The organism is Algoriphagus oliviformis (genome assembly GCF_017254915.1).
GTDB classification, from domain to species: domain Bacteria; phylum Bacteroidota; class Bacteroidia; order Cytophagales; family Cyclobacteriaceae; genus Algoriphagus; species Algoriphagus oliviformis.
Genome location: NZ_JAFKCT010000001.1, coordinates 503866 through 521170, shown reverse-complemented (window position 1 = coordinate 521170; position 17305 = coordinate 503866). Strand labels below are relative to the sequence as shown.

The window sequence follows — 17305 nt, the reverse complement described above, 5'->3', positions numbered from 1 at the left end:
ATGCGAAGAGCTTTGTCCATCAATTTGACGATTTTTCGGCTATTTGAAATCAATTCATGGTCAAGGATTTTTGATTATATGGATGGTTTTGACCCCTTTGAGGGTGTTGATGTTGATGACGTAGAAGCCGCCGTGCATGCGGGAGAAGTCCAGTTCCAGTCGGCTCTCAGCTCCATACCAGGTTTTGGGCAATTGATGGATTCGTCCCATAGCGTCCAAGACCACCAGCTCGTGCTCGCTTGGCGCGGCATTTACCAGCCCTTTCAGACTCAGACTTAGGATGTCCCTCACTGGGTTAGGGTAGGCGACTAGCTCGCTCTCACTTGCTTCTTGTTCCTGTGCGCTCGAAGCGTCGGAAACAGCCATTTCATCGAACGATTCATTTGAAATAGTTCTTGCATTGACGGACTCCTCGCCGGGAGCGATTGGGCGTATCGCGATTGCCTGGGCAACCCACTGCTCGCTCAGGTTTGCTTTGGCGCTGAGGTCACCGGTTTCCCCGGCTTCACTTTGCACAAAATAGGACATCATGTTTGAAGTGAGGCCTTGTTGCAGATTTGGCTCGTCATATACCTCAATGGTGCCGGACGGAGGAGTCCAAGTAGCCTTGGTCTTGTTGGTATAGAAGAGCATCACCATGGAATTGCACGCCGAAGTGGTCAATGAAGGCGCTGTGGCGGTGAAGCTTTGGCTGCCTGAAGCACCGCTGGAGGTGACGATTGGTCCATCGGGATGGTGGATATCCGCGCCGGTTACCCTGGTGATTCCCATAGTCCACTTCGGAGCCTGCTTGATGGAAAACTCGTAGGTATTTGGCTCGTTTGCACTTTGCACCACCTTGTAGTAAGTGAGCATGGCGACTTGGTTTCGCTGGTTGACACGACGGATGAGTTGCCAGCCTTTGTCCAGAGGGGTGACGACCGGACCGTCCCCTTTCTCGATCATCAGCGCCACGATCAGCAAGTCACCGATTTGGGTGTTTGCCGGTTTCAAGATCCTCGCGGGGTTGGTGTTGTTGCCAGCACCCATTGCGGTCTGAAATCCGCCGATTTCCGGAGCTTCGTTGGCACAACCCACGATCAGCAGAGAGCCGTATTCCGAAGTGGCAGGGAGGTAGTTCCCATTCCCCAGGAAAGTGGCTTTGACGCGATAGGTGCCGGGATACGTTGGAGGCGTGCCCGTCGGACCGTAGCTGGTCTCGCCTACTCCCTGGTACTCGAGAGTGATAAGCCCCTGATCCAACATGTCATCGATTCCTCCTATGCCGTAGGCAAATGCCGTGGCTTCTTTTGGTTCGCCGTCGTATTCAAACCTGCCTCCTGTGACGGACACCGTTGGGATGGCTTTGCCCACGGTCAAGGCACCCCTTGTGATCGTGCCGAGCTCGTAGTTTGAGGGTTCAAACAAAGTGATAGTCGGGTTGATTTCGTAGGTGCCGGCAGGGATGATACCCATGCTCGGGAAGGCAGTCTGGTCTCTCAGCAGCGAGTAGGAGATGGATGCTACCACCGACTCTGCGTCCTCGTCCAGCGTGACTTGGTGCCCTTCCGGATCCAGGAAGTTGGTGCTTATTTTAAACCCATCAAACTCGGTCACATAGGCCGGTGCGGTGCCGCCATAGACCACAAGCTCGGGGCTGGCGGAAGTTTCTGCGGAGAGCTTGGCTGGGGTGATGGTGAGGTCTGCCGGGAGGTAGGAAGAGATGAAGTTACGGGATTCGAAAGTCCCTGGGATGATGAGGTGTTGGCCTACATCCGTTCCGGTGACCATGTTGATGGAGAAAAACTCCAGATTGAAGTCTTCCCCATTTTCATCGATTTCTTCCCCGAAGTCATAGTATTTGCCCACGTCCGCATTTTCGCCTACTGTGGCCAGCTCCAGGTCTTTTTCCCCAAAAATCACCAAACTATTGTCTTCAGCCGATTCCCCACTTCCCCCGGTGCTGTTGATGATCGTTCGGGAATTGATGATCACGCGGCCATTGATCAGGGTTCGGGCATTGATGATCGTGCGCCCGTTGATGATGATGCGTCCGTTGACGATGGTGCGCGCATTGATCATGGTTCTTGCATTGATCATCGGCCTGCCATTGATGCTTACTGTTTTGAGTTCCTGATTTTCTGGATCGTTTAGGTAGTCGAGAAACGAGGCTTCTGGCACGTCAAAGGCGGAATTGACAATCGGCCGTCCGTTGATGATGGTTCGTCCGTTGATCATTGTTCTCGCATTGATCATCGTGCGGGCACTGACCATGAAGCTTTTGTTTATAAAATTGTCCTTGTTGATGATGGTTCGCCCGTTGAAGATTCCCAGAGGAAGGCTGGTGTCGTCGGGTCGTTTGGCCAGCTGAAGGTCAAGCATGTATTGGGCTAGAATGCCGTTTTTCAACGCTTGTACGTCGGCGATTTTCACCACTCCCTCCAGCTCGACGAATTCCTCCGGTATGGTCACTTCAAACGCCAGCGCGTCTCCGATGGACTCTCCATACTCCACCGCATTTTGGCCGCTCAGGTCTTGAGGCTTGATGGTGATCGGCAATGCCTCCACCCGGATGATACCAGGGCCGTAATTTCCAAAGACATCGCTTGTCCCGTCATAGTAGATGCTCTCATCCTCCTGGGTCAGTCCTATGTAGTTGAAAAAATCAGAGAAAGCAAAGGTGGTCTGAGGATGGGAAGCGGTGATGATGTAGGTGCCCACGTCAGCCAAATCGCCTGGGATCGTGCTGTTCAGCGAAAGCCGCTTCAGCGCGGGATTTTGGCTTTCAGGATCCAAGGTCAGGCCGACATCCTCCAGCGTGAGCCCGCTGGCGACCCAGCTGTTGTCGATTCTCTCCAATACCCTCGCGGTGAAAGGCTCGATGACCTGGGCGTATTTCTTGAACACATCGTCAGCTCTGATGGCAATGGTTCTCTTGACCACGTCAAAGAAGTGTACGGGCCCTGCGGCGCCTCCATCCTGGCCACTGTCGGAGATCGAGTTGTTGACTACAGTGATGCCGGGATTTCCCTCGAAAGGCGGCACGGTCACTTCCAGATAGCCAAATCCCAGTTCATCTATCCCATAGATGGCGTTCAGTTGCTCTTCCCTCAGGTAGACATTTGAGCCCTCATAGAGATTCGTTCCCCTGATGACCAGCCTGAAATCGGCCTCTCCAGGGTTCACTTCCTCGTCGTACACCAATTCGATATTGTCAGGATTGGGCGTGGCGAGGGAAAGCAAAGCACGATCCGCCCGGATGAGACCAGCTCCGGATTTGAAGTCCTCGCCTGGCTCGTGCATGTCCTGCGCGGTAGTTTTGAGCGTCCTGCGGATGTCTTCCGGCAAGCTCGCGCCGATTCCTCCCAGCCAGCCATCGGGATTGGATTCGGGGTAGTATTTGATGCGGGCCTGCTTGATCAGAGCTGCCACGGCCGCCGCGTGGGGAGCGGCGGCGGAGGTGCCATAGAAGTTCGGGAAATCGTCCCCTTCCAAGTTTGGCGCGCCAAAGCTCACGGTGGTGTTTGCGCCATTTGGAGCGGTAAAGTCCGGCTTGGCCCTGATCTCGCCGTTGGTCTGCGTTCCGCCTCTTGACGAAAATGAGGCCACGGTAAATGGTTCCGTTCCGCTTGGTACCAAGGCCGGATCAAAGCCAAAAACGGAAGTGTTGGCATACAGCACCGCTCCCACCGTCATGGCCCCATCCGAATTGGCGTGTCCTACGATGGTGGAGGCGTTGATGCCGTTTTGGTCGCCCGGATCTAGCTCACCTCGGAATACCACGTATTTGAAATTGATGCCCGTATTGCTGTCCAGATCGGTACACGTTTCGCATTCCCTGGCGATGACAAGCTCGATGGTCGTCTCCTCGGTGACGGTGAACGAAAGAATCTCCAGGGGGTCTCCATTGGCGTTGTCGCGATTGAACCCAAACAGTGGCACGCCAAAATCTTTCAGGTAAATATCCAAGTCATACAGGCTGCCTACCTGATCAACAGAGTAAAGCGGGTCATCCCACTGGAGCGCGATCATGTACACCGCGGGGCCGTTTTGACCGGGGAAGACCCGGATGGACTGGGTGGTGTTGCCATTGGCAAATCGATGCACGCGGCCGAGTCCGTCCCATGCGCCTTGATTCAGGGGAAGCTCGATTGCCGGATCGACAGTTGGAGTGAATGTGCCCTCAAAGGACTTGCTGCCAAAGTTCCCCGCTGATGTGAAGTACGCCACGCCGTTTTCGGTGACCTCGTTGATTGCCTTGGCTACTTTTCCGTCGCTGAATGAGGGTTCGGTCACGTAGGTGATGTCATCTACCAAGATGTCGCTTCCCGCCGCAGCCAGGTCACGGATTCCTTGGGCGAAATCCCCCGCTGTGACGATGCCTGTGCGGAAGGCAAGCTCGGCCCCGGGAGCGACATCGTGCAGGATCTGCATCATCGCGCGGCCTTCATCCGTGCCTGTGCCAAACCGGCTCGGGAGATCCCTCAAAAAGTAGGTACTCGCGGGCAAGTCGCCATTGGCTATATCCGCTTCCAGGGTGTTGACCCCTGAGTCTGACCGTCGGGCATAGCTGTCGGAAAGTACTCCGATCTTGATTCCGGTCCCGTCGATGGGCTGATCCCCTTCGAAGTGGGAGTATCCCGCCCTCACCAAGTTTGACCGCATCACCCGATCCCCTTGGGAAGTCGTAGCGCCCTTGTTGGCAACTGGAGGAATTGCTGGCCTAACGTGGTTCAGGACTTCTGGATAGAGGTTTAGCTCCGTTAGTCTCTCGATGGGGAAAAAACCCGCGATAATCAGTGAATTGGGGTCTTGCTTAAGCTCTTCCTCATTGGGAGTCACGAATCCCAGATTTTCCAAAATGGCTTTGGCTTCGGCAAACCTGTCCTTCATGTAAACCACTTCAATGAGCACCTCGTCCCCATCGATGTAGAAGATTTCGTTGGATTCGACCGTCTGACCGCGGCTGAAGATTTCCTGCAAGGCGAGCAGCTCAGACCCGATGAGGTCATACACTTTGCCCTGTGCACAAATGCCAAAAATCTGCCGATCGTTGACCGTCACCTTCATCGTCTGCGTAGTGGCACAGGTTCCCGTGGTGGAGACTTCTATTTGGTCGCCGTTGGTGACGAGGATGGATTCCGGAGTGGTGATTGTTTGGCCGTTTCGGACAAAAACCAGCTCCCCGCTATCCGTGGAGGCAAAGTCAAAGAGGTTGGCGATGGCGGTGGTGCCCCCGTTTTCGCGGCTGCACAGGACCGCATCGACTACGTAGAGGCTGGGTGCCGAGTAGAGTGTGACGTCTAGGCTACACTCGCTTGGGCTACAGGAGTTCCCGTTTTCTGTCTTCAGAGAAACCTTTCCGGCAGCGGTCCACACTACCGTGATCGAATGTGTTCCCTGACCCGAAGTGATTTTTCCCCCTTCCGTCACGGTCCAGATATAAGAGAGCGCACCTAGGGGGGCAGTATAAATAGTGGACGAACCCGCACACACATCGGCATCACCATCGATGTGGCAGCCTAGGTTTTCGTCTATCACCTCAGAGGCAGCCTGCACAGAAGTGCTTTGGCTTCCCAAGGACTTTCCGTCCAGGGACACCAGACGGGTGTGGTAGGGAGATCCGTTGATATGCGAGGCCGAGTTGCCTTCGCCCCAGTCCTGTGCGTTGGCTATGTGGCCCCCCCAGGCGATCACCACAGTGTTGTTGCCGCCCTTGCTGCCGATAGCGGTGAAGGAAATGCTGAGTCGTGTGGCGGAGTTTTTTGCCGAAGAATTTCCCTGAAATACATATTGGATCTTGTCTATCGTGCCTCCATAGATTGCGATTTTCCGCTCTGCGGCAGGAAGTTGACCGAAACTGGCAGAGGGTTGGGGATTTCCGCTTGGTGCAGGGATCAGACCGAAATTTGGGCTGCCGGCAGCGGGAGTTACTGTCTCGCAGATTCTGTCAAAACTTGTGATGTAGTCGATTGCGTTCTTGCCGTCTTTTTGGGTGTCCCACTCTATTTCGAGGGTGTGGCTTCCGGTCTGGAGCTTGGAGATCGTGACGCGATACGGGATGGACTGCCCCTCAAAAAAATGGCTGTTGGCCGAGTTGGAATTGCCCTTGCTCCAGGCGACGGGGTTTGTAGGAGTTTTGCCCACTCCGCCGTTTTGCCCTTGTTCTAGTTTGGCATTTTGGGCTTGCGAAAAATTCGATGCAGTCAACAGGACAAGCACCAGCAGTCCCCAGTAGCGTGTAAGTACTTTTTGCATAACAAAACCTTAGGTTGAAGAGTCTATTTAATCTGAACTGAAAAAGGCGGCTGGTCAAGCCATCAAAAAATAGAAAGCGCAAATATGTAGTGTTAAAATACAAAGTAAATCATGCAAAACGCATCTAACGCTTCGAAAAAAGTTTATTAAAACACTATAAACCAGCAGTTTATTCGGGCTTTTCGGTGTGTGGTAGCCCGAGAAACAAGACTTATCCACTAAAAAATTTAACTATTCTGTATTTAATTTCAATTTTTAGAAAAATATCGGTAAAGAGATTTTTCTTCTCTCCTGATACCCGCGGTGTGGATACCAATATGCATTCTCAGAACTTGCTGTAACCCAGATGACACAAGGAGAAAAGAATCAAGTGTGGATGGCAAGGCCTTTTTCGAATTTTTAAGCAATCGAAGCTTCCGTAAATCACGGAGGCATCCCATGAAATGCCAGGCCTGGTTTTTTAAGGAGCTGCATCAATCCGGTGAGATTAGACGCGAGAAACAGCCTGATGCCCGAGGAGTCCATGATTTCCGCGATGTTGGCGGGCAAGACAAAAAGATTCCAGCAAAGAAGATAGGTTTGGCAATGTTGGCAAAAAGGCTCCAAATGCCGATTTCCATTTTTAACTGACTTTCATTTCCTACAGGTATTTGTTTATGATTTTAGGACAAAACTCGTTTTCCCATGTCAAGGAGGGCTTCAAGTGGTCCTCACCCCGGTTTGTATTGAACACTGAGGCAGTACACTGATTACTGAATTAATATGCTCTCGCAGCTCCGTCTTCGCTCGAGGAATCTGCCGCTCCTACATAGACTCCCAAAGCAGCGTCATAGGTGATTCCCATCAGGACACCCAGGTTGGTAGTCGGCCTCAAGGTATGGCCCATTTGTTCCAGGGCTTTCCTGGTATCGGGGGACAAAAGATTCCTTTCGTAGGTGATTTGATCCGGGAGCCATTGGTGGTGGATTTTCATCGCCTCGATCGCCCGGTCGATACGCATGTCATAGACCAATACATTGAGTACCGTCTGGAAAACCGTGTTGATGATGGTTCTGCCTCCAGGGCTTCCGATGACCAGATAGGGCTTGCCATCTTTGGCTACGATGGTGGGAGTCATGCTGGAAAGCATGCGTTTTTCCGGAGCGACCAAGTTGGGATCAGAGCCGATCAAACCCGTGGAAGTGGTGACTCCGGGAATCGGGTTAAAGTCGCCCATTTCATTGTTGAAAATGAAGCCCAGTTTGGAAGAGCCCATTTTCACTCCATAGGAATTTTCCAGCGTGTAGGTCATGGAGATGGCATTGCCATCCTTGTCAACCACAGAAAAATGCGTGGTATGGTCTCCTCCATAAAGCTGTCCGTAGCGGGAAGAGTCACTTTTGGAAGCTTTGGTCAAATCCAGAGTTTTGAATCGCGCTTTCGCAAATTCTTTGGAAATCAGTTTATCCACGGGCATTTCGGGGTTGAAGTCAGGATCTCCCAAAAACTCCGCCCGATCGGCAAAAGCTCTTCGCATCGCCTCGGCTACCAAATGCACGTAGGCGGTGGAGTTGAATTCTACTTTCGAAATATCCGCGGCCTCCATCAGATTCATCATCTCGATCAGCGCTACTCCCCCGGAGCTGGGTGGAGGCATGGAGAAAATCTCAAAATCATTGAAAGTGGATTTGACAGGCCTTCGCTCCACCGCCTCATACCTCTCCAAGTCGGCTTTGGTGATAATGCCCCCATTGGCTTTCATGTAGGACTCGATTTCCTCGGCGACTTTTCCTTTGTAAAATCCATCCCGGCCATGATCCCGGATTTCTTGCAATGTCTTTGCAAGGGCTGCCTGTTTCCAGAGCTCTCCCGGTGCGACGATTTCTCCGTCAGCCCCCCTGAAATAGTCTCTCATGATGTCCCAAGACTCGTTTCCGCCAGCCAGTCGAGTTGCGGCGCGATAGAGTCCCCAAGACATTGGGAAGCCTTTTTTTGCCAGTTTGATGGCCGGATTGACCAAGTCTTTCCAAGGAAGCTTCCCGTATTTTTGGTGGGCTTGGTATAGTCCCGCCACGGTGCCAGGGACTCCTACAGACAGTAGTCCTGAGTGATTGGAGTTGTCCTTGATTTTTCCGTTTTCATCCAAAAACATGCTTGGACTCGCTCCCAAGGGAGCTTTTTCCCGGAAATCAAAGGTGGTGACCTCCCCGTCCGATTTCATCAACACGATGAAGCCGCCCCCGCCGATATTGCCGGCTTCGGGATGCGTGACCGCCAGGGCAAAGGCCGTCGCTACCGTCGCGTCGACAGCATTACCACCTTTTTTCAAAATCTCCACACCGACCTCGGATGCCAAATAGTGATCCGAGACGACCATTCCGTTTTTACCGTAGGTTTGGCTAAAAGACGGATTTTGAAACCCAATGCTGATTAAAAGGAAAGCAAGAAGGTAGTTGGTAAATTTCATGAATTGGAAGGGTTGATTCTATGGATTAAAAAGGAGCTTAAAATTTGATAGTGAGGTTATTCGGGCCCTTCTGTAAGAATTTAAAGTTGTGAGATTGCTTTCTGCAAGCATAAAAACGGTATCGGTGGCAGGTATCGGAGTTCGCGTGGGTTAATTGTGGCTATGCTCCATGCGGTGCTTTTTCAAAATGTCCTCACCGAAATTGTTTCCTTTTTCCCTCCAAATCGTGTGGATATGGTTGGCGTTGTCCAAGAACCCGACATTGTCGTATTCGATCAGAAAATCGGGAGAGTGAATGACATAGTAGTGGGGCTTCATCGGTTCATAGCTCCCAATCCACGCAAAATAAACCTCACCCATCCCCCTTGCGTGAAGCTTGGCCAGATATTCCTCCGCTTTGGAGGGATGTAGATTGCCGATGTATTCTTCGATCAGGTAGTGGAGGATTTTCTGTTGGCCCTCGTCGAGTTCGGCGCCTTTGATGCCCTGGAATTCTTCCAGCCATTGCGGACGCTCTGGGCTGGTGATAATGTCCCCAGGGACTTTTCCCTCCAAAGTTGCCTTCGCCTTTTGTCCTTCGTCTAGCGCGTGGATCAGCCAAAAGCCGTAGTCTTCCTCTTTGCTCAAAGGGCGTAGTCCGGCATATTGGGTATCCTCTACCACGGCAGGATCCGAGCCCAGGAAAAAGGGAGTCATGGTGAATTCATCTCCTGCGCCGGTCAAGTTTATCGAGATGTGGTGACCTTCAAATTTCAATCCCCATTCGCCCTCGGGATTTCCGGCAAGCGCGATATAGTAGTTTCCATAGTCCCAATTGAGGCCTCGGATCATTTTGATGGAGTTTTCATTGATCTGTCCCCGCTGGAATTGGATCTCAAAGAGCTCATGGAGTATGTCGTCCACCTGCATGATGGCAAAGGTCTTCAAATAGCCCTGGGAGCTGAGCAGGGCACTCAAGACTTGGTGAAAGGCGATTTTGCTTTTCTCCGAAAGATCGCCGTACCTCACTCCGACCCGAGGAGCCAGGCCCAAAGGCAAGTTGGTCCATTCCGTCCGAGAGCTGTCGTCCATGGCTAGGTGAATTTGACTTTGTTGCTCTTCCTCTAGAGACTGGAGAAAAGTGAGGGTTTTTGCCCTGACTTGGTCAAGGGACTGAGCCTGGACTGGTGCCATGCAGACAAAAAGAACCAGGGAAGACAGGAAAAGGGATTTCATGGAGCGTTGCGTTAATCGGAACTGGGCTAAAACAAAGCTTCCGGCGGGATAGTCGGCGACAGAATTGCAGCAAGGGGCCGGAACTAACGGTAATCGTACTTGTTTCAGGCTCCGGGAGCTTAGGCTTTGACAAAGTGAAGCAACGGCCTCGTGGTCCTGAACAACGAAAGGCAAGTCTTGGCGACACTGCCTTTGTGAAAAATAGGAAAAAAACAGGAAGTTACAACTGAATCAGGGGGCCAAACCGGGTAAGATGAGTTGGTATATTTCGAAAAAGGGCTTGATTTTGCTCAGTTGGCCTAGCGTAAAAAAACTTGGGCCTCGGAGAAGAGGGGCTGTTTGGGAGCGCAAAAAAGGATAGGGAGCCGCATCCCCGCAGCTCCCGGTGAATGTCAAATCGACTCCAAGAGGGTTCGGAAGGCCACGGCCTTGTCCCGATATCTTTCCTGGGTCTTCGCTCTCAGCAGCGCGGCATGCTTCTTCTCATACTCCATCATCTGCTCCATGCTGTTGGTGAAATACTGGATGCAGTAGTTGGTAGATCCGTCTTCGGACTCATGGAGGAGGCGGAAAAACTTGTGCTCGGAGAAGATGCCGGTGCTGAGGACCTCGGGAATGTGCGTGTCCCTCATCCAGGAAATAAAGTCCTCTTCGATGTCGGGGGTGACGTTTATGGTGATATTGTACAGAATCATAAGGGAGAAAAGGGGTTTTGGTTACTTTTGTTGCCAACAAAAACCGGCACCCAAAGTTAAGCATCCCTAGACGAAACTTTGGCTTTCGATCCCATTATGCACAAATATGTCCCATCGCGGGGGGAACCCCGAGTTTCCAGATTGTTGATCGGCAAAATCGTAGTGGTTGCGCTCTACCTCGTCGGAGTGGTGGGCTTGAGTCTCCCGGAGTACAGGGAGCTGTTTCTGAGCCTCACGCCGGCGCAGCTGTTGGCGACGCTGTTTCTGGTGCTGTTTTACCACAAGGGATGGAACGACGCCTTCCCCATCTATGCCGCGGCGGCATTCTGGCTGGGATTTGGCTCCGAGCTGGTCGGCATCCATACGGGCTACCTCTACGGAGACTATGTGTATGGGCAGACACTGGGGCCAAAGCTTTGGGAGGTGCCCATCGTCATCGGAGTCAACTGGTTTGTCCTCAGCTACCTCACGGGTACCGTTTTCCACAAAATCCCGAATGACTACTATGCGGCATTCCTGGGCGCTTTGGCCATGACCTCCCTGGACTACATCATCGAGCCCGTGGCCGTGGCCTTGGACTTCTGGGTGTGGAAGTTTGACATCATCCCTCCGGGCAACTACGCGGGCTGGTTTGGGGTGTCGTTTCTGATCCACCTGATCTACCGCAAGGCGAATTTTGAGAAATCCAACCCGCTGGCGGTGTGGCTGCTGATGGCGATGATTCTTTTCTTTACGATATTGAATTTCACGCTGGAGGTCTGATCTCCGGATCCATTTCGGCTTGTGGGCGGGAGCCCAACCCTCCAGGACGCATCCGGGAAACAATTCTCGATGGGACTTCTAACAAATCGCCGGGATTCTGGTTGTTTCGATAATGGTCAACGCGATACTGTTCATAGCGATAGGATTTGCCGCAATGGAACTTGCGGGCTGGTGGATACACAAGTACCTCATGCATGGGCCACTGTGGATGATCCACAAGACGCACCATCAGCCCTCGAAGTCTTTCTTTGAGCTGAATGACCTGTTTTCCCTGCTTTTTGGGAGCGTAGCGGTAGTGCTCATCCTTTTGGGGGTAGAGGCTCTGGACTATAGGTTTTGGATCGGAATCGGGATCAGCGTGTACGGACTATTGTATTTTGTCCTTCATGATGTCTGGGTTCATCGGCGTCTGAAGTGGTTTGGAAAACCGCGGAATCCCTTCATGCGGGGGATTTTCAAAGCCCATCAGGCACATCACCGCAGCAACCAAAAGGACGATGCGGTTTCGTTTGGACTGTTTTTGGTCCCCAGGAAATACTTTAAAAGAGACGAGGAGTGAGCAACTATTCGATCAAGGATCTGGAACAGCTGTCAGGCATCAAGGCCCATACCCTGCGGATATGGGAGCAGCGCTACAATCTGCTCAATCCAAAGCGGACTGAGACCAATATCCGGTATTACGACGATGGGGACTTGAAGCTGATTTTGAATGTGGCCTTTCTCAACGAAAACGGCTTTAAGATCAGCAAGATCGTGGCTATGTCGCGCGAGGAGATACGCACGGTGGTGCTGGATATGGCCGAGGCCTCCATGGCCCAGCATGACATGATCCATGGCTTGACCTTTTGCATGATAGACATGGATGAGGAGGGCTTCGAAAGGTTCCTCTCCACGAGCATCCAAAAGCTTGGGTTTGAGCAGACGATGTTTGATGTCATCTATCCCTTCATGGCCAAGATCGGAATCCTGTGGCAGACAGGCGCGATCACGCCGGCGCAGGAGCACTTCATTTCCAATCTGGTCCGCCAAAAGCTGATTGTCGCCATTGACTGTGTCAATTGGTCCCACGGAGGAAAGAAGTTTTTGCTCTTTCTCCCAGAGGGCGAGCTGCACGAGATTTCACTGCTTTTTTCCAGCTACCTGATCAAGGTCAACGGACACAGGGTCATCTACTTGGGTCAAAGCACCCCTTTTGGAGACCTGCTTTCGGTGTATAGGCTGCATCAGCCCGATTATCTGCTGACTGTACTGACCTCCCAGCCCGCCAATGACGAGGCGCAAGCCTACCTCGATTCCCTTTCGAAGCAGTTTCCCGAGGCACAGATCCTTACCTCCGGATACCAGGTCATCGACAAGGGGCTGACCATTCCCTCCAATGTCCGCCTGATGAAGGATTTCGGGGACTTCAAGGAGATCCTCGGAGAGATCAGCCCGGTGATGCAGGAAAAGTAATCCGGTATCAGTCGTTTTTTAGGCTTTTTACGGGGTCGGTAAGCGCAGCCTTGATCGTCTGGGTGCCGATCGTACCTAGGGCGACGGCCAATACCGCGATCCCAATTCCCACATAGAACCACCATTCCAACAGGACGTGATAGGCAAATCCTTCCAGCCACGCCTCGGTAAACCAATACCCCAGGGGTATGGACAGCACGATGGCCAGCACCACAATCAGCGTGAAGTCAGCCGAGAGCAGCCTGACGACATGGAACGCACTCGCGCCAAGTGTCTTCCGGATTCCGATTTCCTTCGTCCTCCGCTCCGCAGTGAATGCGGCCATCCCGATCAGTCCCAAGCAAGAAATGAAGATCGCCACGGCTGCGAAGTACTTGGACAGGAGCGCCACTTTCAGCTCGGCGGTGTAGAGCGACTCATACGCATCGTCGACGAAGTCAATCTCAAAAGGGATGTCTGGATTGTGCTTTTGGAAGAGATTTTCCAACCGTTCTATCGTAGCCGATTCCACGCCTGACTGCAGCCTGATCAGCACATTGTCGGTATGGGGTGGATTGAGTAGGATAAACAACGGGCGGATCTTCTGGTGCATGCGTGGACCGAAATGGGCGGTGGAGGACGATTCTGATTTGGAGCTCCGGAGTTTTGGTTTGGACCCCTCTCGTCCGGTATCCCAGCTATTTCTGAAAGGCGGAGAAATTTTTTTTGGGATACATCCCTCTTGGAATCAAAGCTTCGAGAAGGTCAGAAAAGTGCCTCTGGAAGCTTTCAGGGCATAAAATCACGCTTTTTTCCACCCGAAAGTATTGATAGTCAAGGAAACAAGCTGCTTGGAATCCCGCCAGTCCAATCCATTTTTTCCGGAAAAGTTTGTCTTTTTGTTTAACGTTTACTACATTTCGTTAAACAAAACAATGCCACAATGACCACTTTAGAATTTAGCTACTCACTTGACAAGGCATCGGGCTCTCTGAAGCCCTTTGCCTTGCGATTGACCAAGGACGTAGACGACGCCAAGGACCTGCTGCAGGACACCATCCTGAAGGCTTTTTCCAACAAGGAGAAGTTTGCCGAAGGCACCAACCTCAAAGCCTGGCTCTACACAATCATGCGGAATACCTTCATCACCAACTACCAACGGGCGGCTCGGAGAGGGACTTTCGTGGACACCACCGAAAACCACTTCTACCTCAACTCGGGAAAGGAGACCATAGAAAACGGCGCCTTCGGTTCCTTTGCGCTGCGAGATATCCGCATTGCCATCGATAGGCTGGACGATTCGCACAAGGTTCCTTTTGAGATGTTTTTCAGGGGTTTTAAGTATCACGAGATCGCCGAGGAGCTCCAAATCCCCATAGGAACTGTAAAAAATAGAATCCATATTGCCCGTAAGCAGCTCAAGGAGTCCCTCGAGGTGTATATGCATAAAAACTGATCCAATGCCCCAGAAACACGTGGTGGTGATCGGGTCTGGCTTTGCCGGGCTCTCAGCAGCTACACACCTCGCCCACAGCGGAGGGTGTAGCGTCACCTTGCTGGAAAAAAACGATTCCCCTGGCGGAAGAGCCCGAAAATTTGAGGCGGAAGGATTTACCTTCGACATGGGGCCCAGCTGGTATTGGATGCCAGACGTCTTTGAGCGGTATTTTGCCGCCTTTGGCAAGAAAGTCTCCGACTACTACGACCTCATCCGCCTGGATCCTTCCTACGCCGTGGTTTTCGGAGAAAAGGATACCCTGGATATTCCGGCCGACCTGGGCCAGTTCAAGGCGATGCTGGAAAAGCTGGAGCCCGGGGCAGGAGACCAGCTGGATAGCTTTCTAGCCCAAGCCAGATACAAATACCAAGTCGGAATCCACGATTTGGTGCAAAGACCCAGCCGATCCATTCTGGAGTTTGCCTCTCCCGGCCTCCTGCTCGACGTCCTGCGGCTGGACATCTTCCAGTCCATGGCCAAGCATGTGCGGAAGTTTTTTTCCAACGAGAAAATCATCCGCCTGATGGAATTCCCGGTGCTCTTTCTCGGCGAAACCGCCGAAAATATCCCCGCCCTGTACAGTCTGATGAACTATGCCGACATCGCTTTGGGCACTTGGTATCCCAAAAAAGGCATGCACGAGATCATCCGTGCGATGGTCAGCTTGGCAGAGGAAAAAGGCGTGAAGATGCGCTATTCCGCCGAAGTGGAGGAAATCGAAGTAGCCGACGGGAAGGTCAAGCAGCTGCGTCTGGTGAGTGGAGAGCGGATAGCCGCCGATGTGGTCATAGCCGGAGCAGACTACCACCATGTGGACCGACAGCTGCTGAACCCAAACTACAGCAACTACTCCGAGGAGAATTGGGACAAGCGCGTCTTGGCCCCGTCTTGCTTGCTTTTCTATCTGGGAGTGGACAAGAGGCTGACAGGCCTCCGCCATCACAACCTGTTTTTTGACGAGCCGCTGGGGCCGCATGCGGATGCGATCTATACCCACCCGAGATGGCCGGAGCGCCCGCTTTTCTATGCTTCTGTCCCCTCTGTCACCGACCCGACGGTCGCGCCCGACGGAATGGAAAACCTCTTTCTCCTCATTCCCTTGGCTCCGGGCTTGGAAGATTCGGAGGAGCTGCGCGAAAAATACTACCACCTCATCCTCGATAGACTGGAGCGCATCACCGGTCAGGAGGTGAGATCGCACGTGATTTTCAAGAGATCCTATGCCCACAGCGATTTCCAGGCCGACTACCATGCCTACAAGGGCAATGCATACGGATTGGCGAATACGTTGAGGCAGACAGCCCTGCTGAAGCCCAGCCTGAAAAACAAAAGGCTTAAAAATTTGTATTACACTGGACAGCTGACCGTGCCGGGGCCTGGAGTACCTCCCTCACTCATATCAGGAGAGGTGGTCGCCCGGGAGGTAGTCAAGGATCATCATTTATAGATAATTAAGTATATTGAAACTATGGACTCTGTAGCGCTTTTTGACCAGACTTCCCTTGAGTGCGCCCGCTTGATCACCCATCGGTACAGCACCAGCTTCACGCTTGGCATCAAGACCATGGACCGGAAGTTCCACATGCCGATCTACGCCATCTATGGCTTTGTGAGGTATGCGGACGAGATTGTCGATACGTTTCACGACAAAAACAAGAAAGAACTCTTGGCCCGGTTTAAAACTGACACTTACCATGCCATAGAGAGTGGGGTATCGCTCAATCCGGTACTCCACGCCTTTCAGCTCATCGTAAACCAGTACCAGATAGACCTTGGTCTGATCGATGCTTTTCTCCATAGCATGGAAATGGACCTGGACTTCCAGATCTACGACGACTCAAAGTACAACGAGTACATCTATGGCTCAGCCGAAGTGGTGGGTCTGATGTGCCTGAAGGTCTTCTGCGAAGGGGATGAGGAGCAATACGAGCGTCTGCGGGTGCCTGCTTGCAAGCTGGGATCGGCTTTCCAAAAAGTCAACTTCCTACGCGACATCAAGAGTGACTACGAAGAGCGTGGTCGGGTATATTTTCCCGGTGTGGACTACCGGATCTTTGACAACGCGATGAAAGCCGAGATCGAAGAGGATATCCGTCGGGATTTTGCTGCCTCGCTCATCGGCATAGAGCAGCTGCCCTCCGGGGCCAAGCTGGGCGTGCGCATCGCATACCTTTATTATCAAAAGCTGTTTGAGAAAATCAAGGGCATGCCCGCCGAGACGATTACCGAAAAGCGCGTCCGCATCCCCAATTCCCAAAAGCTTTCCCTGCTGCTGGGAACCTATTTTGAGACCAAACTCGGCATGCTCTGATGGAAAACTACCTGTATGCAGGTTTGTTGCTGTTTGCCATTTCCTATCCCCTGGCGCAGTCTTTTGAGCATCGGATCCGTTACTCTTCCCAGTGGTATGCGTTGTTTCCGGCTCTGCTGGTGTCGGCGCTGGTGTTTTTGGTATGGGACTGGTGGTTTACCGAAGTGGGCGTGTGGGAGTTTAACCCCCGATATGTCTTGGGCATTTTCATCTTTGGCCTTCCGCTGGAGGAAGTCCTGTTCTTTTTCGTGATTCCATTTGCCTGCGTTTTCATCTACGAGGTGCTCATCTATTTTTTCCCAAAGGATTTCCTGCAACCATTGGCCAAGCCCTTGGTCTATGTCATGGTGCCTGTCCTCTTGGGTTTTGGATTCCTTCATCTGGACAAGCTCTACACCTCGGTCAATTTTCTTTTTGGCGCAGCCGTCCTGTTGATCCACTTTCTGGTCTTTGGTGACCGATACCTTGGGCGCTTTCTGTTTGCCTATGCGGTCCATCTCATGCCTTTTCTCCTCTGCAATGGCATCCTCACTGGGGGATTGACCGAGGAGCCAGTAGTGATCTACAACGATGCGGAGAATCTGGGCATCCGGATTTGGACTGTCCCCGTGGAGGATACCATCTACTCCATGTCGCTCTTTCTGCTGAATATCAGCCTGTTCGAAAAGATTCGAAGCCAAAAAACAATTGCCAAACTCGGGAGTTTATAA

At 52.3% G+C, this 17305-nt stretch carries 13 protein-coding genes; 8 read left to right on the top strand and 5 right to left on the bottom strand.

Annotated features, from left to right (window positions below):
* Positions 1-60 precede the first annotated feature (60 nt).
* Entirely contained in the window at positions 61-6237 is a 6177-nt protein-coding gene (locus J0A68_RS02200) for a S8 family serine peptidase (protein ID WP_206576550.1), read from the bottom strand.
* Between the two features lie 438 nt (positions 6238-6675).
* On the opposite strand from J0A68_RS02200, the gene J0A68_RS02195 reads away from it, so the two are divergent.
* Positions 6676-6867 carry a hypothetical protein gene (locus tag J0A68_RS02195; protein ID WP_206576549.1) on the top strand — a complete coding sequence of 64 codons (192 nt, stop codon included), beginning with the start codon at positions 6676-6678 and terminating at the stop codon, positions 6865-6867.
* Positions 6868-6994: 127 nt separating this feature from the next.
* Here the strand turns inward: J0A68_RS02195 and ggt are convergent, their stop codons facing one another.
* From ggt to J0A68_RS02180, 3 genes are all read right to left on the bottom strand, one after another.
* Positions 6995-8683: a gamma-glutamyltransferase gene (ggt, locus tag J0A68_RS02190; RefSeq protein WP_206576548.1), complete on the bottom strand. Its 1689-nt coding sequence runs from the start codon at positions 8681-8683 to the stop codon at positions 6995-6997.
* Between the two features lie 150 nt (positions 8684-8833).
* Positions 8834-9898, bottom strand: coding sequence for a DUF3500 domain-containing protein (locus J0A68_RS02185; protein ID WP_206576547.1), 1065 nt, complete (start codon positions 9896-9898; stop codon positions 8834-8836).
* A gap of 392 nt (positions 9899-10290) precedes the next feature.
* Positions 10291-10593, bottom strand: coding sequence for a DUF4286 family protein (locus J0A68_RS02180; protein WP_206576546.1), 303 nt, complete (start codon positions 10591-10593; stop codon positions 10291-10293).
* A 141-nt stretch (positions 10594-10734) separates the two neighbouring features.
* On the opposite strand from J0A68_RS02180, the gene J0A68_RS02175 reads away from it, so the two are divergent.
* From J0A68_RS02175 to J0A68_RS02165, 3 genes are all read left to right on the top strand, one after another.
* Positions 10735-11355 (top strand): carotenoid biosynthesis protein, encoded by a 621-nt coding sequence (locus J0A68_RS02175; protein WP_236021320.1) that lies wholly within the window; start codon positions 10735-10737, stop codon positions 11353-11355.
* Between the two features lie 112 nt (positions 11356-11467).
* Positions 11468-11914: a sterol desaturase family protein gene (locus tag J0A68_RS02170; protein WP_206576544.1), complete on the top strand. Its 447-nt coding sequence runs from the start codon at positions 11468-11470 to the stop codon at positions 11912-11914.
* Complete coding sequence (locus J0A68_RS02165) at positions 11911-12807, top strand: MerR family transcriptional regulator (RefSeq protein ID WP_206576543.1); 897 nt, start codon at positions 11911-11913, stop codon at positions 12805-12807. The genes J0A68_RS02170 and J0A68_RS02165 overlap by 4 nt, the downstream gene beginning before the upstream one ends.
* Positions 12808-12814: 7 nt before the next feature.
* Here J0A68_RS02165 and J0A68_RS02160 read toward each other — a convergent pair whose 3' ends face one another.
* A complete protein-coding gene (locus J0A68_RS02160) occupies positions 12815-13399 on the bottom strand; it encodes an ABC transporter permease (protein ID WP_206576542.1) in 585 nt (194 codons plus the stop codon).
* A 330-nt stretch (positions 13400-13729) separates the two neighbouring features.
* On the opposite strand from J0A68_RS02160, the gene J0A68_RS02155 reads away from it, so the two are divergent.
* Genes J0A68_RS02155 through J0A68_RS02140 form a run of 4 tightly spaced genes read left to right on the top strand, consistent with a single transcriptional unit; the run spans position 13730 to position 17305 of the window.
* Positions 13730-14242, top strand: a complete 513-nt coding sequence (locus tag J0A68_RS02155) for an RNA polymerase sigma factor (protein WP_206576541.1) — start codon at positions 13730-13732, stop codon at positions 14240-14242.
* 4 nt (positions 14243-14246) lie between these two features.
* Positions 14247-15731 (top strand): bifunctional phytoene desaturase/3,4-desaturase, encoded by a 1485-nt coding sequence (gene crtID / locus J0A68_RS02150; protein WP_206576540.1) that lies wholly within the window; start codon positions 14247-14249, stop codon positions 15729-15731.
* A gap of 21 nt (positions 15732-15752) precedes the next feature.
* A complete protein-coding gene (locus J0A68_RS02145; RefSeq protein ID WP_206576539.1) occupies positions 15753-16595 on the top strand; it encodes a phytoene/squalene synthase family protein in 843 nt (280 codons plus the stop codon).
* On the top strand, positions 16595-17305 hold the full coding sequence (locus tag J0A68_RS02140) for a lycopene cyclase domain-containing protein (protein ID WP_206576538.1): 711 nt from the start codon (positions 16595-16597) through the stop codon (positions 17303-17305). Before J0A68_RS02145 ends, J0A68_RS02140 begins: the two co-directional genes overlap by 1 nt.

What these genes read in the sequence shown, in the direction of transcription:
- ggt (WP_206576548.1), bottom strand. Translation starts at nt 8,683, where the DNA reads ATGAAATTTACCAACTACCTTCTTGCTTTCCTTTTAATCAGCATTGGG.
- J0A68_RS02145 (WP_206576539.1), top strand. Translation starts at nt 15,753, where the DNA reads ATGGACTCTGTAGCGCTTTTTGACCAGACTTCCCTTGAGTGCGCCCGC.
- J0A68_RS02195 (WP_206576549.1), top strand. Translation starts at nt 6,676, where the DNA reads ATGAAATGCCAGGCCTGGTTTTTTAAGGAGCTGCATCAATCCGGTGAG.
- J0A68_RS02170 (WP_206576544.1), top strand. Translation starts at nt 11,468, where the DNA reads ATGGTCAACGCGATACTGTTCATAGCGATAGGATTTGCCGCAATGGAA.
- J0A68_RS02180 (WP_206576546.1), bottom strand. Translation starts at nt 10,593, where the DNA reads ATGATTCTGTACAATATCACCATAAACGTCACCCCCGACATCGAAGAG.
- J0A68_RS02160 (WP_206576542.1), bottom strand. Translation starts at nt 13,399, where the DNA reads ATGCACCAGAAGATCCGCCCGTTGTTTATCCTACTCAATCCACCCCAT.
- crtID (WP_206576540.1), top strand. Translation starts at nt 14,247, where the DNA reads ATGCCCCAGAAACACGTGGTGGTGATCGGGTCTGGCTTTGCCGGGCTC.
- J0A68_RS02185 (WP_206576547.1), bottom strand. Translation starts at nt 9,898, where the DNA reads ATGAAATCCCTTTTCCTGTCTTCCCTGGTTCTTTTTGTCTGCATGGCA.
- J0A68_RS02200 (WP_206576550.1), bottom strand. Translation starts at nt 6,237, where the DNA reads ATGCAAAAAGTACTTACACGCTACTGGGGACTGCTGGTGCTTGTCCTG.
- J0A68_RS02140 (WP_206576538.1), top strand. Translation starts at nt 16,595, where the DNA reads ATGGAAAACTACCTGTATGCAGGTTTGTTGCTGTTTGCCATTTCCTAT.
- J0A68_RS02155 (WP_206576541.1), top strand. Translation starts at nt 13,730, where the DNA reads ATGACCACTTTAGAATTTAGCTACTCACTTGACAAGGCATCGGGCTCT.